The 25,078-nt window shown below is 66.1% G+C and carries 25 protein-coding genes and 2 tRNA genes; 13 read left to right on the plus strand and 14 right to left on the minus strand.

The annotated features are described in order from the left end of the window. Positions 1 to 14 precede the first annotated feature (14 nt). Positions 15 to 1,313, plus strand: a complete 1,299-nt coding sequence (locus B3611_RS05920; RefSeq protein ID WP_291314160.1) for a deoxyguanosinetriphosphate triphosphohydrolase — start codon at positions 15 to 17, stop codon at positions 1,311 to 1,313. A gap of 6 nt (positions 1,314 to 1,319) precedes the next feature. Here B3611_RS05920 and B3611_RS05925 read toward each other — a convergent pair whose 3' ends face one another. Together B3611_RS05925 and B3611_RS05930 are read right to left on the minus strand one after the other, a co-directional pair. Continuing rightward, positions 1,320 to 1,673 carry a ribonuclease domain-containing protein gene (locus tag B3611_RS05925; protein WP_291314161.1) on the minus strand — a complete coding sequence of 118 codons (354 nt, stop codon included), beginning with the start codon at positions 1,671 to 1,673 and terminating at the stop codon, positions 1,320 to 1,322. Between the two features lie 224 nt (positions 1,674 to 1,897). Further along, the gene (locus tag B3611_RS05930; protein WP_291314162.1) at positions 1,898 to 3,292 is read right to left on the minus strand and encodes a serine/threonine-protein kinase; all 1,395 of its coding nucleotides are present in this window, start codon (positions 3,290 to 3,292) and stop codon (positions 1,898 to 1,900) included. A gap of 144 nt (positions 3,293 to 3,436) precedes the next feature. Here B3611_RS05930 and dnaG point away from each other — a divergent pair, with 144 nt between their 5' ends. Then, positions 3,437 to 5,326 (plus strand): DNA primase, encoded by a 1,890-nt coding sequence (gene dnaG / locus B3611_RS05935; protein ID WP_291314163.1) that lies wholly within the window; start codon positions 3,437 to 3,439, stop codon positions 5,324 to 5,326. Positions 5,327 to 5,332: 6 nt separating this feature from the next. On the opposite strand, the gene B3611_RS05940 is transcribed toward dnaG, so the two are convergent. Then, positions 5,333 to 6,010, minus strand: coding sequence for a hypothetical protein (locus tag B3611_RS05940; protein WP_291314164.1), 678 nt, complete (start codon positions 6,008 to 6,010; stop codon positions 5,333 to 5,335). A 47-nt stretch (positions 6,011 to 6,057) separates the two neighbouring features. On the opposite strand from B3611_RS05940, the gene B3611_RS05945 reads away from it, so the two are divergent. Further along, positions 6,058 to 6,657: a MazG nucleotide pyrophosphohydrolase domain-containing protein gene (locus tag B3611_RS05945; RefSeq protein WP_291314165.1), complete on the plus strand. Its 600-nt coding sequence runs from the start codon at positions 6,058 to 6,060 to the stop codon at positions 6,655 to 6,657. Here the strand turns inward: B3611_RS05945 and B3611_RS05950 are convergent. Further along, complete coding sequence (locus B3611_RS05950; protein WP_291314166.1) at positions 6,654 to 7,073, minus strand: hypothetical protein; 420 nt, start codon at positions 7,071 to 7,073, stop codon at positions 6,654 to 6,656. The two genes, B3611_RS05945 and B3611_RS05950, sit on opposite strands and share 4 nt — an antisense overlap. A gap of 141 nt (positions 7,074 to 7,214) precedes the next feature. On the opposite strand from B3611_RS05950, the gene B3611_RS05955 reads away from it, so the two are divergent. Together B3611_RS05955 and eno are read left to right on the plus strand one after the other, a co-directional pair. Beyond that, positions 7,215 to 8,039, plus strand: coding sequence for a lytic transglycosylase domain-containing protein (locus B3611_RS05955; protein ID WP_291314167.1), 825 nt, complete (start codon positions 7,215 to 7,217; stop codon positions 8,037 to 8,039). 82 nt (positions 8,040 to 8,121) lie between these two features. After that, positions 8,122 to 9,399: a phosphopyruvate hydratase gene (eno, locus tag B3611_RS05960; protein WP_291314168.1), complete on the plus strand. Its 1,278-nt coding sequence runs from the start codon at positions 8,122 to 8,124 to the stop codon at positions 9,397 to 9,399. A 57-nt stretch (positions 9,400 to 9,456) separates the two neighbouring features. Here eno and efeB read toward each other — a convergent pair whose 3' ends face one another. From efeB to efeU, 3 genes are read right to left on the minus strand one after another with little or no spacing between them, the layout of a single operon-like run. After that, the gene (gene efeB / locus B3611_RS05965) at positions 9,457 to 10,698 is read right to left on the minus strand and encodes an iron uptake transporter deferrochelatase/peroxidase subunit (RefSeq protein WP_291314169.1); all 1,242 of its coding nucleotides are present in this window, start codon (positions 10,696 to 10,698) and stop codon (positions 9,457 to 9,459) included. Beyond that, a complete protein-coding gene (gene efeO / locus B3611_RS05970) occupies positions 10,698 to 11,840 on the minus strand; it encodes an iron uptake system protein EfeO (protein ID WP_291314170.1) in 1,143 nt (380 codons plus the stop codon). The genes efeB and efeO overlap by 1 nt, the downstream gene beginning before the upstream one ends. Positions 11,841 to 11,869: 29 nt before the next feature. Beyond that, on the minus strand, positions 11,870 to 12,724 hold the full coding sequence (efeU, locus tag B3611_RS05975; protein WP_291314171.1) for an iron uptake transporter permease EfeU: 855 nt from the start codon (positions 12,722 to 12,724) through the stop codon (positions 11,870 to 11,872). A gap of 320 nt (positions 12,725 to 13,044) precedes the next feature. Here efeU and B3611_RS05980 point away from each other — a divergent pair, with 320 nt between their 5' ends. Then, positions 13,045 to 13,623 carry a septum formation initiator family protein gene (locus B3611_RS05980; protein ID WP_291314172.1) on the plus strand — a complete coding sequence of 193 codons (579 nt, stop codon included), beginning with the start codon at positions 13,045 to 13,047 and terminating at the stop codon, positions 13,621 to 13,623. On the opposite strand, the gene fmdA is transcribed toward B3611_RS05980, so the two are convergent. Both fmdA and B3611_RS05990 read right to left on the minus strand, forming a co-directional pair. Next, positions 13,624 to 15,012: a formamidase gene (gene fmdA, locus B3611_RS05985; protein WP_291314173.1), complete on the minus strand. Its 1,389-nt coding sequence runs from the start codon at positions 15,010 to 15,012 to the stop codon at positions 13,624 to 13,626. It lies immediately after the preceding gene. A 638-nt stretch (positions 15,013 to 15,650) separates the two neighbouring features. Then, entirely contained in the window at positions 15,651 to 16,181 is a 531-nt protein-coding gene (locus B3611_RS05990; RefSeq protein ID WP_291314174.1) for an excisionase family DNA-binding protein, read from the minus strand. A 77-nt stretch (positions 16,182 to 16,258) separates the two neighbouring features. On the opposite strand from B3611_RS05990, the gene B3611_RS05995 reads away from it, so the two are divergent. Together B3611_RS05995 and B3611_RS06000 are read left to right on the plus strand one after the other, a co-directional pair. Continuing rightward, positions 16,259 to 16,825: a DUF501 domain-containing protein gene (locus B3611_RS05995; RefSeq protein WP_291314175.1), complete on the plus strand. Its 567-nt coding sequence runs from the start codon at positions 16,259 to 16,261 to the stop codon at positions 16,823 to 16,825. 8 nt (positions 16,826 to 16,833) lie between these two features. Continuing rightward, on the plus strand, positions 16,834 to 17,772 hold the full coding sequence (locus tag B3611_RS06000) for an exopolyphosphatase (RefSeq protein ID WP_414646307.1): 939 nt from the start codon (positions 16,834 to 16,836) through the stop codon (positions 17,770 to 17,772). Here B3611_RS06000 and B3611_RS06005 read toward each other — a convergent pair. Both B3611_RS06005 and B3611_RS06010 read right to left on the minus strand, forming a co-directional pair. Further along, entirely contained in the window at positions 17,769 to 18,026 is a 258-nt protein-coding gene (locus B3611_RS06005; RefSeq protein WP_291314177.1) for a hypothetical protein, read from the minus strand. The genes B3611_RS06000 and B3611_RS06005 overlap by 4 nt on opposite strands. Positions 18,027 to 18,084: 58 nt before the next feature. Next, positions 18,085 to 18,158, minus strand: a tRNA-Ile gene (locus tag B3611_RS06010). A gap of 161 nt (positions 18,159 to 18,319) precedes the next feature. On the opposite strand from B3611_RS06010, the gene B3611_RS06015 reads away from it, so the two are divergent. Further along, positions 18,320 to 18,392: transfer RNA gene (locus tag B3611_RS06015), tRNA-Asn, on the plus strand. Positions 18,393 to 18,616: 224 nt separating this feature from the next. After that, positions 18,617 to 19,594 carry a thermonuclease family protein gene (locus B3611_RS06020; protein ID WP_291314178.1) on the plus strand — a complete coding sequence of 326 codons (978 nt, stop codon included), beginning with the start codon at positions 18,617 to 18,619 and terminating at the stop codon, positions 19,592 to 19,594. A 44-nt stretch (positions 19,595 to 19,638) separates the two neighbouring features. Here B3611_RS06020 and B3611_RS06025 read toward each other — a convergent pair whose 3' ends face one another. Beyond that, positions 19,639 to 20,061 (minus strand): excalibur calcium-binding domain-containing protein, encoded by a 423-nt coding sequence (locus tag B3611_RS06025; protein ID WP_291314179.1) that lies wholly within the window; start codon positions 20,059 to 20,061, stop codon positions 19,639 to 19,641. Positions 20,062 to 20,205: 144 nt separating this feature from the next. Between B3611_RS06025 and B3611_RS06030 the strand changes: the two genes are divergently transcribed. Both B3611_RS06030 and B3611_RS06035 read left to right on the plus strand, forming a co-directional pair. Further along, the gene (locus B3611_RS06030) at positions 20,206 to 21,123 is read left to right on the plus strand and encodes an ornithine cyclodeaminase family protein (protein ID WP_291314180.1); all 918 of its coding nucleotides are present in this window, start codon (positions 20,206 to 20,208) and stop codon (positions 21,121 to 21,123) included. 94 nt (positions 21,124 to 21,217) lie between these two features. Continuing rightward, entirely contained in the window at positions 21,218 to 21,808 is a 591-nt protein-coding gene (locus B3611_RS06035; protein ID WP_291314181.1) for a hypothetical protein, read from the plus strand. A gap of 9 nt (positions 21,809 to 21,817) precedes the next feature. Here B3611_RS06035 and B3611_RS06040 read toward each other — a convergent pair whose 3' ends face one another. Further along, on the minus strand, positions 21,818 to 22,435 hold the full coding sequence (locus B3611_RS06040) for a hypothetical protein (RefSeq protein ID WP_291314182.1): 618 nt from the start codon (positions 22,433 to 22,435) through the stop codon (positions 21,818 to 21,820). Between the two features lie 78 nt (positions 22,436 to 22,513). Beyond that, entirely contained in the window at positions 22,514 to 24,169 is a 1,656-nt protein-coding gene (locus B3611_RS06045) for an AbgT family transporter (RefSeq protein ID WP_291314183.1), read from the minus strand. Positions 24,170 to 24,400: 231 nt separating this feature from the next. On the opposite strand from B3611_RS06045, the gene B3611_RS06050 reads away from it, so the two are divergent. Further along, positions 24,401 to 25,051, plus strand: coding sequence for a DUF4230 domain-containing protein (locus B3611_RS06050; RefSeq protein ID WP_291314184.1), 651 nt, complete (start codon positions 24,401 to 24,403; stop codon positions 25,049 to 25,051). Positions 25,052 to 25,078 lie beyond the last annotated feature (27 nt).

The raw sequence follows: 25,078 nt of genomic DNA on the forward strand, positions 1-25,078 counted from the left end.
ACTACCCTGGGTGTGTGTTCACCTACTCCGCCTTCGACACCGAGCGCCGGGCGCCCGAGGGTCCGAAGGGTTCGCAGATCGCCGACAACGTCGAAGAGCGCGGCGCCTTCTCCCGCGACCGCGCCCGAGTGCTCCACTCCGCGGCCCTGCGCCGCCTGGCCGACAAGACCCAGGTGGTCGGCCCCCGCGACGGCGACACCCCGCGCACCCGCCTGACGCACAGCCTGGAGGTCGCCCAGATCTCCCGCGGCATCGGCGAGGCGCTCGGCCTCAACCCGGACCTCTGCGAGATGGCCGGGCTCACCCACGACATCGGCCACCCGCCCTACGGCCACAACGGCGAGGTGGCGCTCAACGAGGTCTCCGCGGGCGGCTTCGAGGGCAACGCGCAGACCCTGCGCATCCTCACGCGACTCGAGCCGAAAAAGCTTGTCGACGCCACCTCCTACGGCCTCAACCTCACCCGCGCCGCGCTGGACGCCGCCTGCAAGTACCCGCGGACGCGGACGAACCCGGACGGCTCCGTGAACCGGAAATACGGCGCCTACGACGAGGATGCCGATATCCTTGCGTGGCTGCGCTCCGGCCACGTCACCGCCGCACCGCCGATGGAGGCGCAGGTGATGGACTGCTCCGACGACATCGCCTACTCCGTCCACGACGTCGAGGACGGCATCGTCTCCGGGCGCATCACCCTCAAGGTGCTGTGGGACCTGGTGGAGCTCGCGGCCCTGGCGGACAAGGGCGCCGCCGCCTTCGGGGGCACCGCCGACGAGCTCATCGACGCCGCCGCGCGCCTGCGCTCCCTGCCCTCGATCTGCGCCGCCGCGGACTTCGACTACACGCTGCGGTCCTGGGCCGCGCTGAAGCAGCTCACCTCCGAGCTGGTTGGCCGCTACGTCGGCGCCGTCGCGGCCGCCACAGCGGGGGCCGGGCAGAACCAGCCCGAGGCGCTGCGCTGCGACGACAACCCGTCGGGGGCGCTGGGCAGGCAGTTCGGCACACTGGTCATCCCCCCGGAGGCCGAGGCGGAGGTGCGCCTGCTCAAGACCGTCGCGGTGCTCTACGTCATGGACATGCCCGCCCACCTGCGCCGCCAGGACCGGCAGCGCGACCGGATCTACCGCGTCTACGACTACATGCGCGCCGGCGCGCCCGGCACCCTCGACACGATGTTCCAGCAGTGGTGGGCCGAGGCGCAGACGGACGCGGAGCGCGACAGGGTGATCGTGGACCAGATCGCCTCCATGACCGAGTCGCGCCTGGAGCGCGCGGCGAAGAAGTCCGCCGGGGTGTCCGGCTTCATGGCGTAGGCGCGCCTACTTCACCCCGGAGATCTCGCAGAAGCTCTCGTAGTGGTCGCCGGTGTAGTACCACTCGTCGACGTGCCCGTCGTCGCCCCCGCCGGTGATGATGCGTCGCTCGCCGCGGTGGTGCACCCCGGGCGTGTCCACGGTGTACTCCCTGTAGTACCCGAGCTTCTCCTGCGGCAGCTCGTTCTGGTAGTTGCCGAAGCGCGTGTCGTCGTAGCCCGGGTACTCGTAGGGCCCGCCGCGCTTCACCTCGTCGATGGTGGACCAGACCTCGTCGGGCAGGTTGGAGCAGGCGGGCACCGCGCCAGCGGCAGTGGAGGCGGTGGGGGAGGCGTCGTTGAGCCCGCAAGAACTAACCATGACAAGGACAAGAAGAAGGAGGCTGAAATGAACTACGCCCCGTCCTAGCACTCTCGTCGTGGGTTTGATTTCGTCCCGAGTCAGGGCCGCCGATCCGCTGGACGGAGTCGAGTGGAGCCTATTCCATAACCAAGGTGACATAGAAACCTTTGACTTCCAGAGCGAAGGAGGGCGATCAGAAACGCCTACTGTCGGGGGCTAGCACGCACAACCGATGTGTGCCCTCATTCGACGTATTTCCTAGCCTGCTCGCTCATTGGAATCCGATCGCAGTTGACAGTTTTCAGGAACTTCCGGCCACTTTCATTTTCCGCGACGATTTCGTCAAGCAATCGAATGTCCAGAGGTCCCCCGTCGGAAAAATATTTCATGAATTCTCGGCCCGCATCCCATCGATTCAACCGCGTCGCAACTATTAAAACAGTAGAAGCGAGTTCCTTAGCGCGGTCCCTTAGAACTCTGTCATCGATGTCTTGGCTCGCCTGTTCCGCCGATGCAAGAACCCTAAAAATCCGCCCGTAGAATTTCGCGCCAGTCTCGGCGTTCGACCATACAGTGGTGCGTACGTATCGATCATTGAATATCTGCAAGCTTTCGAGGAAAGGCTCCAATTCTTCGAGTGCCACACGAATTGCGTCATTGGTGAATAGTTCTGCGACGCGGGCGAGAGAAATTGATCGCTCATCGAACGCGGCTCGTAGTGAACTTGTCAGCCGAGATTCACCCGCTGAAAGGATTTCAGCGAGCGCCTCTACCATTTGAGGAGGGTATGGAATCTCTCTTCCCGGGTTCGCCGCCACCCAATCTGCGCACATCGTCTGGAACGCGAGAGTCAGTTCGACGCCATCAGCAAAGCGTTCTTCCGAGTTGTGGTTGAGACAAGTTTGAATCAAGTCTCGGAGGGGCGATTCTATCATAGTTAGGTTTGCTTGGTCTTCATGCCAGACGCCTGACAGCGGATGACCTGTCACCAAGTGGAAGAGAGATGCTCCGAATGCATAAACATCCGACCGTTTTGACGCGTGCTTTAAGCTGTATAGCGCCTCTGGCGCGGTATACCCTGGCGTATGAATAACTAACTCGGTTTTCGTTAAACTTGACGGATCGTCTCTATCTAGGGACGTTCCAAAATCGCTGATCTGCAGGAGCCCGCCATCAAATATTAGTAGGTTTTGGGGCTTAAAATCCCTGTGCAGGACATCTTTCGTGTGAAGGTATGCTAGGCCCAAAGACGCTTGCAAAAAGTAGCTTAGATATTCACCAATGTTATCTTGGAAACCGGCACGCCCACCGTTTTGTTTCCAGTGTTCGTCCAATGGTGCAGAGGCCACGGGCATTGTATAAGCGGGAAGAGTTATCTCTGCAGACTCATCAAATTTGTAATCCATGACATCGATAATTTCGATGATGTAGGGAAAATCGATGGACTGCAGTAGCTCGACTTCGCGATTAAATCGCGCAATACGGTCTTTTAATACGACAGGATCGGGGTGAAAGTTTAGCCGTTTCCTAGCGTAATTCTTTCCATCAATTTTGATTTGGTCAACTGACGCGGTGCCACCTTGACCAAGTGCTGCAATGGTTGAGCCTGGGTTTGAGGGTGAAGGACTCGTGTTCATTGTTTCGCTCCTGCGGGGCGAGTGGGTCATGTCATGGCCTTTCGAAACTGAAATCTCAATCGTCTGAGTTAGTCTCCCATAAGATGATCTTGCTTGAGGGCGGCTTTCCGGGGTGGCTTTAAAGCGAATGGCTACCATGTACGCATGGCTAGGGGCAGAATTCCGGATAGCGACATCCAGGCTATCCGCGAGCGGGCACCGATCGAAGAGATCGTCGGTGAATACGTGCAGCTCAAGCCCGCCGGCCACGACTCGCTCAAGGGCCTGAGCCCCTTCAAGGACGAGAAGACCCCCTCCTTCCACGTCCGCCCCGCGCGCGGTTACTACCACTGCTTCTCCACCGGCAAAGGCGGCGACGTCTTCTCCTTCCTCATGGAGATGGAGCAGCTCACCTTCCCGGAGGCCGTGGAGGCGGTGGCCGAGCAGATTGGCTACCACATCAATTACCAGGGCGGATCCACGGGCGCTCGCGACGTCAAGCCCGGCACCCGCGCACGCTTGCTCGCCGCCAATGTCGCGGCGCACGAGTTCTACCGCGCCCAGCTGGAGACCCCGGAGGCGGAGAAGGCGCGGCAGTTCCTCCTGGACCGCGGCTTCGACAGGGACACCATCCACCACTTCGAGTGCGGTTACGCCCCCGACGGCTGGGACACCCTGACCAAGCATCTGCTGCGCAAGGGTTTCGACGTCAAGGAGCTCCAGGATGCAGGGCTGAGCAGCATGGGGCGCCGCGGGCCGATCGACAAGTTCCGCCGCCGCCTGCTGTGGCCCATCAAGGACGTAGCCGGCAACGTCATCGGCTTCGGCGCGCGAAAGCTCTACGACGACGACCCGATGGGCAAGTACATGAACACGCAGGACACGATGCTCTACCACAAGAGCAAGGTCCTGTTCGGCCTGGACCTGGCCAAGAAGCACATCGCGGAAGGCCACCAGGCGGTGGTGGTGGAGGGCTACACCGACGTCATGGCTATGCACGCCGCGGGCGTGACCACGGCCGTCGCCGCCTGCGGCACCGCCTTCGGCGCCGACCACATGGCGATCATCCGCCGGCTCATGCTCGACGACAACTACTTCCGCGGCGAGCTTATCTACACCTTCGACGGCGACGAGGCCGGCCAGAAGGCGGCGATGCGCGCCTTCGAGGGCGACCAGACGTTCACGGGGCAGTCCTTCGTCGCCGTCGCGCCGGAGGGCATGGACCCGTGCGACCTGCGCCTCGAGCGCGGCGACGCGGCGGTGCGCGACCTCGTCGCCTCCCGCGTGCCCATGTTCGAGTTCGTCATCGAGTCGCTGCTGAAGAACTACAGGCTCGACACCGCGGAGGGCCGGCTGCAGGCTTTGCGACGCACCGTGCCCGTCGTCGCGGGCATCTCCGACAAGGTGCTCCAGGCCGAGTACGCCCGCCGCCTCGCGGGCTGGGTCGGCTGGCCCAACCCGGACGAGGTGATGCAGCAGGTGCGCGAGGAGGCGAGGCGCCCCAGGCAGGCGAAACGCCCCATGCGCCGGGCGTCATCCTCCGAGCCGGTGAAGGCCGGCGAGCCCTCGTTCATCATGCCCAACCCGCGCGACCCGATCCTCTGGCCGCAGCGCGAGGCCCTGAAGATCGCCCTGCAGTACCCGGAGAAGGCGGGGGACTACTTCGACGGGATCAACCCGGATGCGTTCACCAACCCCGCCTACCGGCAGGTGCGCGACGCCATCACCCGCGCCGGCGGGGTTGCCCACGCGGGCGGCGGGCCGTCGTGGTTGCCGGCGGTGGCGGACACGATGCTCGACTCAGCCGGGCGCAACCTCGTCTCGGAGCTCGCGGTGGAGGACATCCACGCCGATGACCTCGACACCTACGCCGACTCCGTGCTCTCCCGCCTGCAGGAGACGCGGGTGGGAGACCAGATCGCGCAGCTCAAGGCGCAGCTGCAGCGCATGCGCCCCTCCGATGACGAGCAGGCCTACAACGCCCTGTTCTCCGACCTCGTCGCCCTGGAGCAGGCGCGCCGGGAACTCAACAACAGGGCGTTCCGGGGGGCCTGACCCGGGCTACTTCTCGCCCGCGGTCTGGTTCGCCGGGTCGTTGGCGAACTTCCACACCGCCCACTCCACGGCGTCGAGGGGCAGCTCGGGGTTGTACTCGTCGCGGGCCGCGCGCAGCCGGGTGAGGTACTCCCCGTACTCCTCCGCGGTCCACGCCCCGTCCTTTCCGGAGCCCTTGTCCAGGCCCGCCATCGCGGCGCGCCTGGAGCAGATGATCACCGGCTTTTCGTCCCCCGCGGACTGGGGGCCGGCCAGGAAGTAGGCCAGCTGGGAGGCGAACTTCGCGGGCAGGCCGGTCTCCGCGAGCGCGGCGTACTGCTCGGCCGGCGCCTTGCCGTCCAGGCCGCGGATGGCCTGAAGCAGCTTGTTGGCGTTGGACTTGTTGCGCAGGAACTGCTGCAGCGTTAGCACGGCCGGGGACTGGCCCGCCCCGTAGGCGAAGGCGGCGCCGAGGAAGTCGATGATCTGGTCGCGGTTGAACTCCGAGCGGGCGACATCCTCCGCGAAGAGGAAGACCTCGCTGCGCGTCAGGGAGGCGCTGGCGTCGTCGCGGAAGGGCGGCACGCGGCGCAGGTGGTGCGGCCAGCCGGTCTTCCAGCGCCGCGGGGAGAACGTCGAGGAGTCACCGAGGGCGTCCTCGGCGGTGGGGTTGAGCTGGTTCAGGGCTTCCGTGATCTGGTTCATGCGCTCCATTGTGGCAGAAGGGGAGCGCCCCAATAGGATGGGACTCCATGACCGTCCTCGTCCTCGACCCCCGCTGGCCCGACATGATCCCGCTTGGTACCGCGGCGCGCATCCAGGGGCCGGTGGAGTTCACGTCCGAGGTGCCCATCTCGGTGAGGTGGGCGTTGGCGGACGTGCCGGCGGGCCCGGGGCCGGGGTGGCTGCTGACCACGGACCCGCGGGATCCGGACGTCGTGAAGCGGGCCGGGCGCGAGGACGTGCTCACCGTGCCCAGCCTCGCGGACCCCGTCCTCCAGGCGGTGGAGACGATGCGCGCGGCGCGCGCACGCGGCGAGTGGGAACGCTCCATGACCCACGAGAGCCTGGTGCCCTACCTCGAGGAGGAGACCCGCGAGCTCGTCGAGGCCATCAGGACGGGGGAGAGCGGGGAGCTCAAGAGCGAGCTTGGCGACGTCCTCCTCCAGGTGCTGTTCCACTCCGAGATCGCCCGGGAGCGCGGCGACTTTGACTTCGCGGACGTCGCGGGAGCCTTCGTGGAGAAGATGAGATCGCGCGCCCCCTACCTCTTCGACGGGTCGGCCGGCACCGTCGGCGAGGAGGAGCAGAAACGCGCCTGGGCTGAGGGCAAGCGCCGGGAGGTCCGTTAGCGGATCACCGGGAGGAGGTCGCGCAGCTGCGGCAGGCCCGCCTGGGAGGACAGCTGAGAGGCGAACAGCACTGCCTGGTCCACCGGGGTGACGGGGTCGGCCTTGACCACGCCGCACGCGAGGGCGCGGTCTCCGATGGCGTTGACAGTCCCGCCCGCGACGAGGCGCAGCGCGGGGTCCTCGCCGATGGCCTTGTTCAGGCCGGCCACGAGCCCGTTGCGGGTGGTGGCGTCGTTGACCAGGCCGGTGGAGCGCAGGGCGGCACCGACGACGGTGCAGTCGGCCGTGGCCACGTTGCCGTTGACCACCTTGAGCAGCTCGACGTAGTTGGTCTGGGCCTGGGCGGCGGGGGCCTGGGTGGCGAGGGCTGCGGCGGTGAGAAGCCCGGCGGCGACGGTGGCGGGGAAGCGGCGCATGGAAAGTCCTTTGGTGTGGGAAACGGGGATCGGGTGCACACATTAGCGCAGAATGTGATGCGCATGTGACGCAAGTAAACGCGAGAGGTGCCTTTTCTGGGCTTTGAGCGCCCGCGCGGGCGGCCGGTAGGATATGCCCACATGACTTATTCCCGGCCCGGTCGCCGCCGCCCCCGCAGCCAGCTGGCCGCGGGGTGCGGATGCGCCGGCGTCGTGGGCGTGGTCACGGCGATCGTGCTCATCATCGCCCTGACCGGCTGGCTCTTCTCCGTCCTGCGCGACCCCGTGCCCGGCGCGCGCCGCCAGCCCATCCCGACGGACATCCCGCCCGCCGCGGCGGCGGCCCCTCCCGCGATCGACATCCACGCGGCCGGGCGCACCTCCGAGCAGCTCGCCGGCTGGGCGGCGCCCATCGCCGAGGCCACCAGCCTCGACTCCCAGGCCGTGCGCGCCTACGGCAACGCCGCGCTCATCGCCGCGGAGTCCTGGCCCGCCTGCCACCTGAACTGGAACACGCTCGCCGGCGTGGGCTGGGTGGAGACGCGCCACGGCACCTACACCGGCAAGACCTTCGACACCGCGCGCCTGGACGACAACGGCGTGGCCGACCCGCCCATCATCGGCCCCGCACTGAACGGCAACGGCTTCGCCCACATGCCCGACAGCGACGGTGGCACCTACGACGGCGACTCGCAGTACGACCGCGCCGTGGGGCCCATGCAGTTCGTCCCGAGCTCCTGGAAGATCTACGGGCGCGACGCCAACGGCGACGGGGTGGCCGACCCCCAGCAGATCGACGACGCCGCCCTCGGCGCCGCCAACCTGCTCTGCGCCGACAGCCGGGACCTCGCGACGGAGGACGGGTGGCGCCAGGCGGTGCGCGCCTACAACAACTCGAACGACTACGTGGTCAAGGTCCGCGACGCCGCCGCCAACTACGCGCTGAACCAGCCGGCCACGCGGTAGCCCGGCACGGCGTGGGCGTTTCTGGAAGAATGGGGCGCTGGACAAACCGATATTTACCCTCAAGCCCGAAGGAGTTTGGCCAGTGGCTGACATCATTCACATCTTTGCCCGCGAGATCATGGATTCCCGTGGTAACCCGACCGTTGAGGCGGAGGTCTTCCTCGACGACGGCTCCCACGGTGTCGCCGGGGTCCCCTCGGGTGCCTCCACGGGTGAGCACGAGGCGCACGAGCTTCGCGACGGCGGCGAGCGCTACGGCGGCAAGGGTGTGCTGAACGCCGTGGAGAACATCAACGAGGAAATCGCCGACGCCCTCGCGGGCGCCGAGGCTGATGACCAGCGCCTCATCGACATGGCGATGATCGAGCTCGACGGCACCGAGAACAAGAAGCGCCTCGGCGCCAACGCCATCCTCGGCGTCTCCATGGCCGTGGCCCGCGCCGCCGCCGAGTCCGCCGGCCTGCCGCTTTACCGCTACATCGGCGGCCCCAACGCGCACCTGCTCCCCGTGCCGATGATGAACATCCTCAACGGCGGCGCCCACGCCGACTCCGGCGTGGACGTCCAGGAGTTCATGATCGCCCCCATCGGTGCCGACACCTTCTCCGAGGCCCTGCGCATGGGCGCCGAGGTCTACCACACGCTGAAGTCCGTGATCAAGGCCAAGGGCCTCTCCACCGGCCTCGGTGACGAGGGCGGCTTCGCCCCCTCCGTCGGCTCCACCAAGGAGGCCCTCGACCTCATCGTGGAGGCCGTGGAGAAGTCCGGTTACAAGCTGGGCGAGGACGTGGCACTGGCCCTCGACGTCGCCTCCTCCGAGTTCTACGAGAACGGCGTCTACAACTTCGAGGGCGGCAGCCACAGCCCCGAGGAGATGATCCAGGTCTACGCTGACCTAGTCGAGCAGTACCCGATCGTCTCCATCGAGGACCCGTTGGACGAGGACGACTGGGAGGGCTACACCAAGCTCACCGCCCAGATCGGTGAGAAGGTTCAGATCGTCGGCGACGACTTCTTTGTCACCAACCCGGAGCGCCTGGCCAAGGGTATCGAGCAGAAGGCCGCCAACGCCCTGCTGGTCAAGGTCAACCAGATCGGCACCCTCTCCGAGACCTTCGACGCCGTGGACATGGCGCACCGCGCCGGCTACCGCACGATGATGTCCCACCGCTCCGGCGAGACCGAGGACACCACCATCGCCGACCTCGCCGTGGCTCTCGGCTGCGGCCAGATCAAGACTGGTGCCCCCGCCCGCTCCGAGCGCGTGGCCAAGTACAACCAGCTGCTGCGCATCGAGCAGGAGCTCGGCAGCGCCGCCGACTACGCCGGCCGCTCCGCCTTCCCGCGCTTCACCAAGTAGCGCGTTCCAGCCCAGGAAAAGCCCCGCCGGCCGTCCGGCGGGGCTTTTCCGCGCTTCTTAGGCGGTGGCTTCGAAGAGACCGCGCCCCCACCAGTCGTCGTCGCCGCGGGTGCCCGGTGGGCAGGCGAAGACTGCGGAAGACTCGTAGCGGACGTACTCGTTCATCTTGTCCGACTTGGCCAGCTTCTGCTGGATGGGGATGAAGCGCTTCTCCGGGGAGTTCACCAGGGCGATGAAGAACAGCCCCGCGTTGAGGTGGCCGAGGTCGTCGATGCCGTCAGTGAAGTTGTAGGAGCGCCGGAGCATCTGCACGCCCCCGTTCTCACTGGGGTTGGCCAGGCGCGCGTGCGCCGTCAGGGGGATGACGGGGCCTTTGGTGCCGTGGTACTCGTCGAGGGGCAGGGGGTCGTTCTCGTTCTCCCGGCCCAGGGGAGCGCCGGAGGCCTTGGAGCGGCCGAAGGTGGCCTCCTGGTCGGAGAGCACCTGGCGGTCCCAGTTCTCCAGCAGCATGCGGATGCGCCGGGCGACGAGGAAGGTGCCGCCGTCGTGCCAGGTGTTCGTGTCCGAGACCCAGATGTTCTCGTTGACCAGGTCGGTGTCCTCCGACTTGATGTTGTTGGTGCCGTCCTTGAATCCGAAGAGGTTGCGCGGGGTCTGCTGGCCGCGGGTGGTGGCGGATGCGTGGCCGAAGCCCAGCTGGGACCACTTGAACTCCACCACCCCGCGCCCGGCGCGAGCGAGGTTGCGCACCGCGTGGACGGCGACCTGTGGGTCGTCGGCGCAGGCCTGGATGGCGATGTCACCGCCGCAGAGCTTGTCCTCGAGCATGTCGCCCGAGAAGTGGGGGAGGTCCTTCAGCTCTGCGGGCTTGGCGGACTGGAGGCCGAAGCGGTCGTCGAAAAGCGAGGGCCCGAATCCGACGGTGATGGTGAGCTTGGCCGGGTGGAGGTCGTAGGCCTCGCCGGTGTCCTTGGGCACCTGGTACTCGCCGACCTCCGCGATGTCCTCCTCGACGGTCGTCTCGCCGCGGGTCATACGCCGCGACATGGATGTCCAGGTCTTGAGCAGCGCGATAAGCTTTTCGCGGTCGTCGGTGACGACGTCGAAGGCGGCGAAGTGCAGGCGGGATTGCTGCTCCGTGGTGATGCCGGCCTGGTGTTCCCCGTCGAAGGCCACCACGTCGGAGGCCTTGCCGCCCTCGCCGTCCCGGGAGCACCCAGCCACGGGGGCTGCCGCTCCCACGGCGGCGATGGAGGCACCGGTGAGGAACAGCCGGCGGCTGAATGCGTTGCGGGACATTACTTGGACACGACCTCCTGGACCGTGGAGACCTTCTCGGTGAGGGCGTCGAGGGCGTTGGACAGCGCCTTGCGGTCGGCGTCGGACACCGTGCTGTAGGCGACGAAACCGTCGCCCTCGCGGTGGGCATCGAGAAGCTTCTGCACGGCCTCGAAGCGCGTGTTGATCTCGGCGAGGAGGTCCTTGTCGCGCTCGTTGAGGGGCTTCTCCAGGGAGGCGATGGCGGCCTTGGAGCCGTCGAGGTTGGCCTGGAAGTCGTAGAGGTCGGTGCCGGAGAAGATGTCCTCCTCACCCGTGATCTTGCTGGTCGAGATCTCGTCCAGCAGGCCCTGCGCACCGGAGGCGATCTGCACCGGCTCGACCTTGTAGTCATCGGCGTTGACGCCGTCGACCAGCTCGGTCACGTCCGCGCGCAGCTGCTTCGCGTCCGCCTTGGTCTCCTCGGTGATCGCGCCGTTGACCCAGAGCTGCTTCTCGATCTTGTGGAAGCCCGTCCACGTGTCACCTTCCTGCACGTCGGCCTCGCGCAGGTCCAGGCGAGGGTCGAGGTCGTCCGGGAAGGATTCCGCCACGGGCTCGATGCGCTCGTAGGGGGTGCGGGTGAGCGGGAAGAGGCGCTTCGCCTCGGCGACGTCGCCGTTGTCGATCGCCGCGACGAACTCGTCGGTGGCGGAGTCGAGCGCGGAGACCTGAGAGCGGACGTAGGCCAAGTAGCCGTCGGCGGACTCACTCAGCGCCGAGTCGCCCTTGGCGGAGTCGAGGGACTCCCCGGTGACCTTGAGGGACTGCGAGATCCCGTCGCCGACCATCCCAGGCTTGCAGGTGAGCTTGTAGTCGCCGGGGTCGTTGATCTGGGCCACGAGCTTGCGCGTCGCGCCCGGGCCGATGTTCTCCACCTCACCCACCACGCGGCCGCCTGCCGTGTAGACGTAGAACTCGGTGGTCTTCTGGCCGTGGTTGGTGATTTCGAAGTTCACCGTTCCCGTCTTCGCCTCGGTGCCGCTGACCTCGCAGGAGGAGTCGTCGGTGGACACCGTGAAGCCCGCGGCCTCGGCGGTGTCGGCCTTGTCGGCGCAGGCGGTCAGGGTGGAGGCGGCGGCCAGCCCGGTGCAGGCGAGGGCGGCGAGGCGCATGGGGGTCATGAAATGGGTCCTTTGGGTTCGGGGCCGCGCTAAACGACGGCCGGTTCAGCGTTAACGGGTGCCGCGTCGCGCCGGGGCGTCTTCTGCTCCGGCAGCGGGCGGAGGAACAGCCACATGGCGACGACCAGGTAGACGGCCCAGCCGATCATCGAGGCGACCGTCGGTGCGGGGACGAGGTTGAAGATGCCCTCGATGAACGTGGCCACCGCGGTGCCCGGGACAAGGATGTTTGAGATGTCGAAGGCCAGGTTATGCAGGCCGGGCAGCACACCCGCCTCCTGCAGGTCAGTGATGCCGTAGCGCAGGATGCCCGCCGCGACGATGACCAGCAGAATGCCGGTGACGCGGAAGAACAGGCCCAGGTTGATGCGCACGGCACCGAAGTACATGGCCGTGGCCACCGCGACGGAAATGAGGATGCCCAGGGTCAGGCCGAGGGCGGGGGCGGCGGTGCCGCCGTAGGCGAATGTGTCGAAGACGAGCAGCGCCGTCTCGATGCCCTCGCGGACCACGGCCATGAACGCCACCACGAACACCGCCAGAGGCCCGACCGCCACCGCGTCGGTCATCTTGCCCTTGAGCTCCGCGGACATGTTGTTCGAGGCGCCGCGCATCCAGAGCAGGATGTAGCTCACCAGGCCGACGGCGATGAGGGATCCGATGCCGCCGATGAGCTCCTGGCCCTGCGTGGTGAGCATCTTCGTGCCGAAGTGGATGATGCAGAACGTCGCCACGGTCACCGCGAGCGCACCGGCGACCCCGGCCCACACCCACGTGAGCTGGTCGCGGCGGTTGGACTTCACCAGGAAGGCGACGAGGATCATCACGACCATCGAGGCCTCGAGGCCCTCGCGCAGGCCGATCAGTAAGTTCGCGAACAACATGGGGTGGGCAAACCTGGCTTTCTGTGTCGGACGGGAATCAACCGTTCGGTTGATGAGGCAAGCCTAACCTATCATCGTCGGCGCGGGAAATGGGGGTCCCGTTGGCCTGGGGTTTGGGCTCACCGCGTTCCGCAGGGCGCAAACCGGTAAAACCAAACCGGTAAAAGCCCAGGTGACCAAAACCGCTCAAAAAGCCCACCTGCGGTTTTACCGGTTTAGTTTTACCGGTTTGCACCGCCCACGTGCCCGGCCCCTGCAACAAACCGCCCCGCGCCAATCCGCGGGGCACCCCGCGCGACCCGCTAGACTCATTAACCACCATGACCTCACGCGCCACAGAACCCCAGCCACGCCGGCCGCGTCGCAAAGCGACGCAGGTGCCCGTGGCCTCCCGCGACCGTGCGCGCGCCGAGGCGACAAAGCGCCCGCGGACACTCCCCTTCCAGGGAGACATCACGGGCCTGGCCATCGTCATCGCGGTGCTCCTCGCCGTTCTGCTGGCGGTGGCTGTGCCGGCGCGCAACTACTACGAGGGGCGCAGCGAGATCGCCCGCCTCAGTGCGTCGATCAGCCAGCTGGAGGCGCGCAAGGCGGACCTCGAGGGTGACATCGCGAAGTACAAGGACCAGGATTACGCCAAGCAGGAGGCGCGCCGCCGGCTCGGCATGATGGAGCCGGGGGAGACCGCGTGGCGCATCATCGACCCCCGCATGACGCACGACGACACCATCACCACCGACCAGATCCCGGACACGCGCCCCTGGCCGCAGGTGATGCTCGACAGCCTCCGCCAGCTGCCCGAGGAGCAGCCGCTTGACGACTCCCCCGCGGACCAGGCCCCACAACCGGAGCAGCAGCCGGCCCAGCAGCCGGAAGCCCCCGAGCCCCCGGCGAACTAGTTAGTGGCGGTGCCACTCCCCGAAAGCGGTGCCGCCGAGCACGGCGTCTGAGCCGGCCAGCTTCTTCACCAGCGCGAGGCGCTCGTCGTCGCCCTGCGGCACGGCCCGGACGACATCATCTTCCGGCAAAGAGGACGCCACGGCGAACGGGGCCTGCGTGTTGCCTTCCAGCGCCGCGGGACCGGAGGTGGACGGGCGGATGTCGAAGTCGAAGATCTCCGTGGGCAGGTAGAGGGTGGCGCACGCGTTTGGGTAGTCCACCACCGCCGAGTAGTGCGCCTCGATGGGGGCGGCGCCCAGGAGCAGGAACGCCTGCTCGCGGGTGTAGCCGAAGGCGGTGAGGTAGTCGATGCAGTGCAGCACCGCGTTCTGGTAGGCCAGCGTTGCATCGAGGTGGTGCTGCTCGCCCTCCTGGGTGACGGAGATGCCGGAGAAGGCCAGCCAGTCGTCGTAAGGCGGTGCCTGCTTGCCCGGTACGAAGATGGGCGCGCCGCTGGACCTGTAGGTGTTCATACCGTCGGGGATGATGTCCACCGCGAACTCGACGTAGCCGCCCATCTCGATGGCGCCGCACAGGGTGATCTCGCCGTCGCCCTGCGAGAAGTGCAGGTCGCCGAAGCTGAAGTTCGCGCCCTCGACGAAGACGGGGAAGAAGATGCGGCTGCCGGCGCCGAGGTCCTTGATGTCCATGTTGCCGCCGTTTTCGCGCGGCGGGACGGTAACGGCCGCCTCGTGGGAGATGCGTGCGATGTCCCCGCGCGGCACCGCGCCCAGCGTCGCCGCCTTGGGCTGCGGGGGCACGGCGAGCGGCGGGGCGCGGAAGGGGTCCTTTGCCATGAGCTCGGCCTCGCGCTTGTTCCAGCGGGCGAGCATCTCCGGGCTCGGGGCCGTGCCCATCACGCCCGGGTGGCAGGTGCCATTGAGCGAGACACCGGGGATGTGGCGGGAGGGGGCCACGTTGTCCTTGAAGTCCCAGATGGCCTTGTACGCGTCGGGGAAGTACTCGTGGAGGAAGCCACCGCCGTGTTTGGCGGCGAAGATGCCGGTGTAGCCCCAGCCCTCGCCGGCGAGCTCGCCGGGCTGGTCGGCCTCGCTGAGCGGGCCGATGTCGATCAGGTCCACAACCAGCAGGTCGCCGGGCTTGGCGCCCTCGATACGGAAGGGGCCGGAGAGCTGGTGCGGCTTCTCGAAGGGGACGTGGAGGATGTCCTCGGCGGAGTCGTCATTCTTGACGAAGCCGTCGAACCACTCCCGGCAGTCCGCGCGCACGGTTTGCCCGGGCTTGATGGTCGCGACGGGCGGGATCTCCGCGTGCCAGCGGTTGTGGCCCACCACGTCCTGTTCGTCGAAGGGTTTGGAGGAATCGAGTGTGAAGATGTGATCTGCCATACACACGACTGTACGCAGCGGCGGGCGGGCGCGGCGGCGTTCGCTCACGCTTGACGACGTCCCGCAACCCCCTGAGTCATCGTGCGCGCCATTGTTGGGCCCGCGCCGCCGCCGAGAACTTCGACATCCCGCACCATTCTAATCTGTCGAGGAGACCAGGCATCTCCATCGGTGGGTCCGTCAATGCCTCCAATTGCGATTGAAGGGCCACCAAGACGAGACCAGGGTCTAGGTCTAACTGGTTCACCACAAAATCATCGGGTGTCTGGACGGAAATGTTGAACTTCTCCACTGTGGAAGACGGGAAATCTCTCACGTTGTTTGTGACGATCACGTCTGCTCGACCTTGGATCGCGGCGGCCAATACGTGGCGGTCGTTGACATCGGGTAGGTCAACTGCATATTCTAAAGCTTCTCAGCCGCTCACACACGCGTCTATGAACACATCGTTCATCAGACTCACGCGGTTCCGAGCTTTCCGACTTTCCCTCATGTCTGGATGGATCTTTTCCAGTGCCAAGACCGTCTCTTCCAAGATCCGAGTACTCCACAGCGGTCGGTATATACCCACCTCCGCCAAGCGCAGCAATGTATCGGCCTGCGCAATGGGCACAAGAGAGCATGCATCGAGAAGGGCGCTAAACCTCGCCACTGTCGCTCCCGCTGAGCTGCATCCTGGCCTCACGCAGAGCGGCTGCATACTCGGTGGCGCTGCGGTCATATAACCCGTCTTCCATGGCCTCCGCCGTCAACGTATCGAGGGTCTGACTCCGCTTCTGACGCATGTTTTCCTGATAGGTGACAACATCTTGGAGGCGAAGCCTCCGGTGCCGGCCACCCGGGGTCTTTTCGTGCCGGATCACCTCTGCTTCCAGGAGCTTGACCAATGTGGGGCGACTGATGCCCAGAAAGTTCGCCGCCTCCTGGGTAGTGAGCATCTGATCCACCGGAGCCAGGGTAATCGCCTTTCCCACTTGCATGGCTTCTACAACCCGCCGGAGGACCACGAAAGTTTCCATGGGCAACGGGACGGTTTGCCCGTCTGGGCCAAGGAGCGCCGCCGGCTCTCTGAGGCGATCGAGGAAACGGCTCAGATCGAGCATTTCCTCTAGATCGGCAGGGGGAAGCACCGTATTCCGGTCGTGCGTTGTTGTCTTGGAAGTATTCATGGCTTTCATGGTAGCGGCTAGAAATCGAAAAATTCGAAAAATCTGTACCACTTCAACCCCCAGGTAACATCACCCCCATGACCGTCAGCCAGGAAGACCTCGACACCGTCACCCAACAGCTCGGCCGCACCCCCCGCGGTGTGCTCGCCATCGCCTACCGCACCCCGGACGGCCAGCCGGCCGTGGTCACCACCGCGCCCAAGCTTGACGACGGCACCCCGTTCCCCACGCTCTACTACCTCACCGACCCCCGCCTGACCGCGGAGGCGAGCCGCCTCGAGGTGGCGCAGGTGATGAAGTGGATGGAGTCCCGCCTGGCCACGGACACAGACCTCGCCGCAGACTACCGCGCCGCCCACGAGCACTACCTGGCCACGCGCAACGCCATCGAGGACCTGGGCACAGACTTCTCCGGGGGTGGCATGCCGGAGCGCGTGAAGTGCCTCCACATGCTCATCGCCTATGCGCTCGCCGAGGGCCCGGGGCACTTCCGCCTGGGCACCGAGGCCGTCGCGCTGGCCGCCGACCACGGAGACCTGCGCGGCACCGCCATCCCGGAGGACTGGCCCACGGCGGCGGAGCTCGGCATCGTCGACTCCGTCAACGCCGCCACCCGCGAGATGGTGGGGGAGGAGCTGCTGTGAGCGCGGACGTGACGCGTGTCGCCGCCGTCGACTGCGGCACCAACTCCATCCGCCTGCTCATTGCCCAGCCGAACCCGGACGGAACGCTCACCGAGATCTCGCGGCGCAACACCATCGTCCGGCTCGGCCAGGGCGTGGACGAGACGGGCCGATTCAACCCCGACGCCATCGAGCGCACCCGGGCGGCGCTGGAGGACTACACGGCGGAGATGAAGCGCGAGGGGGTCACCCGCGTGCGGATGGTGGCCACCTCCGCCACCCGCGACGCCGCCAACAGGGACGAGTTTTTTGCCATGACCGCCGACCTCCTCGGCCGCATCCAGGCCGGTGCGCGCGCGGAGGTCATCATCGGGGAGGAGGAGGCCGCGCTCTCCTTCACCGGGGCAACCCTCGACATCGACCCGGCCCGCGGCCCGTTCTGCGTCATCGACCTCGGCGGCGGCTCCACCGAGTTCGTGGTCGGCGACTGCGCGGGAATCAGCGACTCCACCTCCACCCGGATGGGCTGCGTGCGCCTGACCGAACGTTTCATGCGCTCCGACCCGCCCACGGAAGCGGAGACGGAGGAGACCCGCCAGTACGTCCGCGGCATCCTCCGCGGTGTCGCCCCCATGCTCGATGGCGTAGGCACCTTTGTCGGCTGTGCGGGTACTTTCACCACGCTGTCCGCCCTCACCCAGGGCCTGGGGGCCTACGACCCCGCCCGGATCCACATGTCCGAGCTGCTTTTCGACGACCTCCTGACCACCACCACAACACTGCGTGCCCAGACGGCTGCCGAGCGCCGGGAGAACCCCGTGATGCACCCGGGTCGCGCCGACGTCATCGCCGCCGGTGCGGTGGTGGTGGAGGAGATCCTCGCCGTAGCGGGGGAGCGGGCTGGTCAGCGGGCGATAGTAATCAGCGAGAAGGACATCCTCGACGGGATTGTGGCGGGGCTGGTCTAGTCCGTATCGGGCTCGAGGATCTGGTCCTGGGCCTTGTGCCCCGAGCGGCCGCGCTTGAGGTCCTTGACCTCCCGCATGCGCGGCTCCGGATCGATGCGGTTGGCGATGGCCTTCCGCCCCGATGTGACCACCTGCTGGGTGATCGGGGAGTTGGCTACCGCGCGGCTGGCGTCGACGATCTGGTGGTAGCGCTTCCTGCCGGCCTTCGTGCCGAACACGTACCCGGCTGCTGCGCCGACAACGAACTGAATCATGCGGGCCATCGTACCGAAGGGGTGCGGCAGCGCCAGCAGGAGAGTGGCGTGCACTGTGTGGGGCCAGCGGGGCTCGAACCCGCGACCAGCGGATTATGAGTCCGCGGCTCTAACCGACTGAGCTATAGCCCCTTGATCTTTGTACCAGTAGCCTACCGTGTGAACAAAGCGGGCGCGGAATTGGCCCCAGTGCAGCCGGATGCCGGGTATTCCCGCAGATCAATGACCGATTTGGACGTCGCGCGGGCGATCGCTATAGTTTACCTACGTTGCAAGCGATTGCTTCACGAAATTCCTCCATAGCTCAGTTGGCAGAGCATTCGACTGTTAATCGAAGGGTCACTGGTTCGAGCCCAGTTGGAGGAGCATTTTAGCCCGGCGCCGAGAGGTGCCGGGTTTTCGTTCGCCTTGGTTGCTATCGCGGGCCATAGAGAGCCCGAAAAGCTGCGCGGTAAATATTTGATCGTTGATTCAAGGGATGACATAGGAGTCGGTAAACAAGTATGGGGGTGTGGAGAGTAGCGGGCTGGGTGTGCACACTGGCCGTTACGGCGCATTTCGTTCATGGGGTTTTTGGCGATTCCCCTGTTATGGTTGAAAAAATTATCGACGGAGACACAATCGATGTTTCGCTCGGGGGAGAGACTACCCGCGTCCGATTCTTAAATGTCGACGCGCCCGAGATTGGGAGAAACGGAAGTCTTTCCGAGTGCTTTGCCGAGCAGGCCCGGGATCGGGTGCAAGAGCTTATTCCGGTGGGATCGGAGATCTCTCTCAAGTTCGATCAGGAGCGCCTTGACCGGTACGGCCGAACGCTTGCGGGCGTGTTTCGGGATGGCGCGCTCATTAACGCGGAAATCGCACGAGAGGGGTTTGGGGTGGCAATGGACATCGCGCCTAACCACCGTTTCTACAAAGAAGTTTCAGACGCTGAGGGGGAGGCCGCGCGGGCGGGGCGGGGAATTTCGGCAGCCGGCCCCGAGTGCTACGTCGCCCCAGAGGACGCTGCCAGCGTCAAAGAGGCACAGGCTGCGGTCGCCGCGGCCGGCGAATTCGCACCCGCTGCTGTCCATGTGGGTTCAGAAGCTGAATTCTCTGAGGCCCGGACAATTCTGGGACGCCTGGCAGCCGCAGAAATTGCCTTGAGCAAAATCGACCACGACCGCGAGCATTGGTCTGAGTTCCGTCAGGAAGCGTATGGCAAGGAGATTGAGCGCTCGCTCAGGGCGCTCCACCAGGATCTTTCTACCCACCGTGATCGGTTTGACGCGGCCATACGGAACGAGGAACAGCGTCGCGAGCAAAACGCACGAACTGAATCGCTCCCGCAGATGGGCGCGTGGGCAAGAGAAATCCGGAAATCGTTGGAAGCGGAGGGCCCTGCTCCCTCCGCCGCCGCGGGGAACGGGTCTGTGCCACCCGTGGCTCCGAGCCCCAGCCCATCGGGTGGAGGAGCGAAGTACACCGGATGCCGAGCCTACGGCGGCAAGCACGCCCTCACCTCCGTTGACGAGAATGGCAGGCCGTACGCCAAGATTGACTGCGCTGCAAAGGCACCGATTGGGTAGTGCTGTCGGGGTCGGGAAAGGGGGCGTCGCAAAGCGAACGCGTTCTATTCGCAGGCGATGCCGTCCCCGTCGCGGTCGAGCTTGGGGGAGTAGCCCGGTTCGCCGCGGTGCAGCGGGGCAGCGCCGGCGGCGCGGACCGCGGCGCAGTTGGCGTAGGAGGCGGACTGTGCGGGAGCGGCGGGGGCGGCCGGTGCGGGGTTGTGGGCGGGAGCGACGAGGCCCATCGGGCGGGTATCGACATCCGCGGCGGGCTCGGGGACCGCTGCGGGCTCGGGGGCGGCCGCCGAGGCCGGGGTGTCGGTGGTGGTCACAGTGTGCGTAACGGTCGTCGTGGTCTGCACCGTAGTGCCGGGGGCGGTGGTGGTCACGGTGACGGTAGCCGGGGTCTCGGCCTCGGAGGAGCCGCCGCAGGCGGTGAGGGCGAGGCAGCTCGCGGCTGCGAAAACGACGGCCAGGGTTCGCTTCATGTAGGTTCCTTAGAAATCTCGTGCAATTACCTGAACAGTGTGCGGGAAAATCGTGTCTGCTGTCGCGGTTCCGGAAGTGATCCTCGTTACATTTCTGTTATCCAACCCCGGCAACCGAGCCTCACATCTCCGTACCCTGGCCCCATGGAGATCATCACCCACGACGAAGTCATGTCCCGCCTCAGTCCCGCCGAGGCCGTCGACGCGCTCCGGGACGCGCTCGCCGCGGGTTTCGACCCTGAGTCAGACCTGCCACGCACCAAGGTTCCGCTCGCGCACGGGGAAATGCACCTCATGCCGTCGACCCTGCCGCACGTCAGCGGAGTCAAGATCCTCGCCATCCAACCAGCCGACCACGACCCGCTGCTTCCCCTGATCCAGGGGCAGTACCTGCTTTTCGACGGCCCCACGCTCACGCCCACCACACTCATCGACGGCGCGGCCCTGACAACCCTCCGCACCCCGGCGGTCTCCCTCGCCGGTGTTAAGGACGCCCTCGCTGGCGGGAATGGGCCTCTGACTGCCGTGATCGTCGGAACCGGGACGCAGGGCTGCGGTCACGCCGCCGCCCTCGAATCTGTTTTCCGGAGCGTGCGGCCGGTGGAGATCACCTTTGTCGGGCGGAGCGAGCCAGAGGGTCTGGGCTATCCCTGGGCGGCCGCCGGGTCCCCGGAAGCGACCGAGGCAGTGGCGGCCGCCGAACTGGTGGTATGCGCGACAACCTCATTGGAACCGGTGGTGGACCTGCAGGACGTGCGGCGGGATTCTGTGGTCGTGGCGGTCGGTTCCCACACCACGGACGCGCGGGAGATCGGTTCCGACCTCATGGGTGCCGCGCACGTCATTGTGGAGGATGGGGAGGTGGCTCTCCGGGAGGCAGGAGACGTCACCCTCGCGATTGCCGACGGGGCCCTTCAGGTCGAGGACCTGATCCCCGTCAGGGACGTAGTTACCGGCACCGTTTCCCTCACCCGCGACCGCCCGGTGGTGTTCAAGACCGTGGGCATGCCGTGGGAGGACCTCGTCGTGGCCGACGCCGTGCGCAGGGCGGGGGAGGTGTAGCTCGAACAGCCGTTCAGGAAACGCCTTCCGCGTGCGGGGTCGTTGGATATAGTCGGAATTCGACGACCACGACCGAGAGAAGAGCAAAGACCACATGGACAACCAGCCGCAGCCGTTCGGCCCCCGCAACCCCTTCGGACCCAACCCAGTGTCGCCCGAGAACACCGGGAGCACCCGTATCAACTACGGCGTGGAGAACAACTCCTACGTGGTGAACAACTACTTCGGCCCCGCAGAGACGGCACAGGCACCCGCGCCCGAACCGGTTCAGCCCGCTGCCGTTTCCGAGCCCACCGATTACCTGGGGCGCACTGCCCACACCGTGCGCAAGCGAAAGCGGTGGGCATGGGTGGGCATCATCGGCGGCGCCATGATGCTACTCGGATCCCTCACCGGCGGGGGCGGGGCCGCAGGCTTCTTCAGCGGGATCTTGATCGGTGGCGCGATGTTCCTCCCGGGCTTCTGGTGGCACCGCTGCGAACGGGCCGACCGCACCGCGCTTGCAGATTGGGAGAAGCGCACCCAGACGAACACGCAGCTCAAGGAGATGCTTGGCGACGGTTACGACACCGTTGCCCGCGGCATGGGCACCGACCCGAGGCCCGAGCCGGTGGACCGCAAATGGCCGATGATCGCCACAACCGCCGTGCTGCTCGCGGTGGTGGGCGGGATGTTCACGCCGTAGGCGTGGTACTTACTCCAGGATGCGGGTTTCGCGGCGTGCGGGGAGGCTCGCCGCAGCCTCCGCGATGGCATCATCGAGTTCGGAGAATGTTGTTTTTACCGGCTGAACTCTCGTGAGGAGAGGGTTCAGGCCGATCGACTTTTGCCTACCGATAGTTTCGTTGAGGCGCTTGCTGGTCGTGACATAGAAGTCCCACTGGCGGGTGTCGAGTGGGTTGACCGTGTTGCGATCCAAGTGGTTGAGGACGCAGAAGACATAGATATCGGCGGAGCGGGCGGGGGTCGAGGAATATTCGTTGGTAAGTGGGTCCCATCCTTGAGCCTCGTAGGTGCTGAACCGAATTTCAGAGGGCTTCTTCTGCGGCCACGTTTGCACGTACGCAGAGGACTTCACCTCCAGGGCGATACCAGCCGGTGTGGTGAGGTCGTATGCGGCCCAGTCTTTCCGGGACTCACCGGTTGAGCCTGTTGCGAGCGCTACGAGGTACTCGGCGAAAACCCCGCGTGCGGCGTTATCCAGCGGATCTGAGTAAGCCCAGCTCCAGAAGTTCAAAAGCGTCCCGGCGGTCTCGCCGTCACTGTCGAGGATGGGGTCTTCAGGGCCCTTTAGCGCGGGGGAAGTCATCATATTGGAAGTGTAAAGGTGCGCGAGACATCGAAAACGGAGACTTTCTTGACCCACCCCGCCCCTCCGGGCGTCGCCAAGCTAGAGCTGGCAATCCATCGGCGCGCCGGGGCCGAGGGGGATACCGAGGTAGTACCAGGCGAGGAAGAAGAGGAACCAGCCGATCACCATCGCCAGGGAATACGGCAGCGCCAGCGACATAAGCGTGCCCACCCCGGCCCTGCGGTAGTAGCGCTGCAGGAAGGTCAGCGCGAGGGCGAAGTAGGGCGACATCGGGGTGATGATGTTGGTGGGGGAGTCGCCGATGCGGAAGAGCATCTGGGTGACCTCCGGGGAGACGCCGACGTACATCATCATCGGAACGACCACCGGCGCCATGAGCGCCCACTGCGCCGAACCCGAGGTGAGCAGCAGGTTGATCACCGAGACCATGAGCACGAAGCCCGCGAAGAGCAGAACCTTCGGCAGGTCCCAGCGCTGCAGGAGCTCGGCTCCGTGGATGGCGGTCCAGGAGCCGAGGTTGGACCAGCGGAACCAGGCGAGAAACTGGGAGACGGCGAAGAAGAGAACCAGCATGGGCAGCAGCGTCTTCAGGCCCTTTGCCATCATGTCGGGGATGTCCTCGCCGGAGGAGATGGTGCCGGCGACGAGGCCGTAGGCGAGGCCGCAGAGGAAGAAGCCCAGGGAGATGGGCACGGCGATGGCGGTGATCAGCGGGGACTTCATGAAGCCCTCCTCCGTGTTGGCCAAAGGGGAGGCGGGCAGGAAGAGCGCGAGGAAGAACGCGGCGAGGAAGAACAACAGGGTCAGCCCCGCGGCCTTCAGCGCCCTGGACTCGGTGGGGGAGAGCGAGAGGTCCTCGTCATCGTCGTTGGCATCGGCGGGGGCGGCGGACTCGGTGGCGTTGTCGAAGGAGAGCTCACCGGTCTCGATGTCGTCGTGGTCGACGAGCTGCTGGGCCTTCTTGTCCACGTAGAGCTCGGTCACCGCGGTGATGATGAGCGAGAGGACGATCGCGGAGGGAATGACGAAGTAGATGTTCGCCAGCGGGGAGACGTCGTAATCCGGGTTAACGATGTGCGCCGCCGAAGTGGAGATGCCCGCCAGGAGCAGGTCGGTGATGTTGAGGATCAGCGAGGCATTGAACCCCGCCGAGCTGGCGGCGAAGGCCACCATCGCACCCACGACGGGCGATCGGCCCAGGGCGTGGAAGGCCATCGCCCCCAGCGGGATGATGATGACGTAGATCGCGTCCGAGGCGACCGATCCGGTCACGCCGGCGAGCGCCACCATGAAGGTGAGCATGACGGGGCCCACCCTGCTCACCATCGCGCGGACCATCGCTGAGAGCAGGCCAGTCTGCTCCGCCACGGCTACGCCCAGCATCACCGCGAGGATTACGCCCAGCGGCGGGAACTCGATGAAGTTCTTCACCGCGTCCGTCACCATGCGCGAGAGGTTCTCACCGGTGAGCAGCGATTCGACCTTCACCGTCTGGTTCGTCCCCGGGTCCTGGGCGGTCATGCCGATCGCGGATCCGATCCAGGAGGCGACGACCACCACCCCGGAGAGGATGACGAAGAGCCAGAAGGGGTCGGGGAGCTTGTTGCCGATCTTCTCGATCGCCCCGAGGAACCCGGCGGAGTTCTTCCCGCTGCCCGAGTTCTCTTCTTCCGGGGCGCGCTCACGCGAGGGCTTCCCCGGGCCGCGGGAGGACAGTGACGTGGATCCGGACATGGTTTCGCTTCCTGGTCGGGGTCTACGGTCGGGTGCCCGCGCGCCCGGTGCTGGGCGCGCGCCGCACGGCGTGCCACCACACTTTAACCGGGCGCACGGGGGTGGTGTGACACCGGACACCTCCCGCCCGGCGCCCGCACACCAGGAGAGGGAAGGCGATGTCGATACTGCGCGTTACTATATGGTGCCTACCCGTAGCGCCCGCGCGCCGCGATCGCCGAAGGAGAAACCATGTCCACCGTCACCGAAACCCGCCCGGGCGGGCGCCGCTCCGGCTGCGTCACCGCCCTCGCCATCCTGGCCATCCTCGCGCTGCTCGCCGCCGCGGTTGTCGCCGCCCGCCCGGCACTCTTCGGCCAGGGCAGGAGCTCGATCACCTCGGATGAGATCGGCGCCTCCTTCCACGACATCGCTGAACTGAGCACCGAGGAGTACAACTTCTCCCGCGTGGGCAGCTTCGACCAGGAGGGCTTCCAGGTCGCGGGCCACACCGTGCCCTTCACGGGCCGCAACTTCCTGGTCACCTTCGACGGCACCGTCAAGGCGGGCATCCGCGACGCCGACGGGATCCGTGCCGATGTGGACGACAACGCACGGACCCTCACCATCTCGTCACCGAAGGTGGAGGTGTTGGAGTCGCACATCAACCCGGACAGCATCACGGTCTACGACCAGTCCATGAACCCGCTGAACCAGGTGCGGGTGGAGGACGTCTCCGGTTTCCTCGCGGAGCAGGAGCGCATAGCCCAGGACGCGGCCGTCGAGCAGGGTCTCGTCGACCGGGCCCGCACCCACACCGAGGATCTCCTGCGCAGCCACGGGGAGGCGCTGACCGAGGGCACGAAGATGAACGGCTACGCGGTCAACGTTAACTGGCAGTGAGACCCACCCGGACATAAGGACGCGCTT

The organism is Corynebacterium sp. UBA2622, from assembly GCF_002339505.1.
Taxonomy (GTDB): domain Bacteria; phylum Actinomycetota; class Actinomycetes; order Mycobacteriales; family Mycobacteriaceae; genus Corynebacterium.

Excerpts from the sequence above, each read along its gene's own strand:
- B3611_RS05925 (WP_291314161.1), bottom strand. The coding sequence starts at position 1,673 with ATGGTTAGTTCTTGCGGGCTCAACGACGCCTCCCCCACCGCCTCCACT.
- B3611_RS05930 (WP_291314162.1), bottom strand. The coding sequence starts at position 3,292 with ATGAACACGAGTCCTTCACCCTCAAACCCAGGCTCAACCATTGCAGCA.
- dnaG (WP_291314163.1), top strand. The coding sequence starts at position 3,437 with ATGGCTAGGGGCAGAATTCCGGATAGCGACATCCAGGCTATCCGCGAG.
- B3611_RS05940 (WP_291314164.1), bottom strand. The coding sequence starts at position 6,010 with ATGAACCAGATCACGGAAGCCCTGAACCAGCTCAACCCCACCGCCGAG.
- B3611_RS05945 (WP_291314165.1), top strand. The coding sequence starts at position 6,058 with ATGACCGTCCTCGTCCTCGACCCCCGCTGGCCCGACATGATCCCGCTT.
- B3611_RS05950 (WP_291314166.1), bottom strand. The coding sequence starts at position 7,073 with ATGCGCCGCTTCCCCGCCACCGTCGCCGCCGGGCTTCTCACCGCCGCA.
- B3611_RS05955 (WP_291314167.1), top strand. The coding sequence starts at position 7,215 with ATGACTTATTCCCGGCCCGGTCGCCGCCGCCCCCGCAGCCAGCTGGCC.
- efeB (WP_291314169.1), bottom strand. The coding sequence starts at position 10,698 with ATGTCCCGCAACGCATTCAGCCGCCGGCTGTTCCTCACCGGTGCCTCC.
- efeO (WP_291314170.1), bottom strand. The coding sequence starts at position 11,840 with ATGACCCCCATGCGCCTCGCCGCCCTCGCCTGCACCGGGCTGGCCGCC.
- efeU (WP_291314171.1), bottom strand. The coding sequence starts at position 12,724 with ATGTTGTTCGCGAACTTACTGATCGGCCTGCGCGAGGGCCTCGAGGCC.
- B3611_RS05980 (WP_291314172.1), top strand. The coding sequence starts at position 13,045 with ATGACCTCACGCGCCACAGAACCCCAGCCACGCCGGCCGCGTCGCAAA.
- fmdA (WP_291314173.1), bottom strand. The coding sequence starts at position 15,012 with ATGGCAGATCACATCTTCACACTCGATTCCTCCAAACCCTTCGACGAA.
- B3611_RS05990 (WP_291314174.1), bottom strand. The coding sequence starts at position 16,181 with ATGAATACTTCCAAGACAACAACGCACGACCGGAATACGGTGCTTCCC.
- B3611_RS05995 (WP_291314175.1), top strand. The coding sequence starts at position 16,259 with ATGACCGTCAGCCAGGAAGACCTCGACACCGTCACCCAACAGCTCGGC.
- B3611_RS06005 (WP_291314177.1), bottom strand. The coding sequence starts at position 18,026 with ATGATTCAGTTCGTTGTCGGCGCAGCAGCCGGGTACGTGTTCGGCACG.
- B3611_RS06020 (WP_291314178.1), top strand. The coding sequence starts at position 18,617 with ATGGTTGAAAAAATTATCGACGGAGACACAATCGATGTTTCGCTCGGG.
- B3611_RS06025 (WP_291314179.1), bottom strand. The coding sequence starts at position 20,061 with ATGAAGCGAACCCTGGCCGTCGTTTTCGCAGCCGCGAGCTGCCTCGCC.
- B3611_RS06030 (WP_291314180.1), top strand. The coding sequence starts at position 20,206 with ATGGAGATCATCACCCACGACGAAGTCATGTCCCGCCTCAGTCCCGCC.
- B3611_RS06035 (WP_291314181.1), top strand. The coding sequence starts at position 21,218 with ATGGACAACCAGCCGCAGCCGTTCGGCCCCCGCAACCCCTTCGGACCC.
- B3611_RS06040 (WP_291314182.1), bottom strand. The coding sequence starts at position 22,435 with ATGATGACTTCCCCCGCGCTAAAGGGCCCTGAAGACCCCATCCTCGAC.
- B3611_RS06045 (WP_291314183.1), bottom strand. The coding sequence starts at position 24,169 with ATGTCCGGATCCACGTCACTGTCCTCCCGCGGCCCGGGGAAGCCCTCG.
- B3611_RS06050 (WP_291314184.1), top strand. The coding sequence starts at position 24,401 with ATGTCCACCGTCACCGAAACCCGCCCGGGCGGGCGCCGCTCCGGCTGC.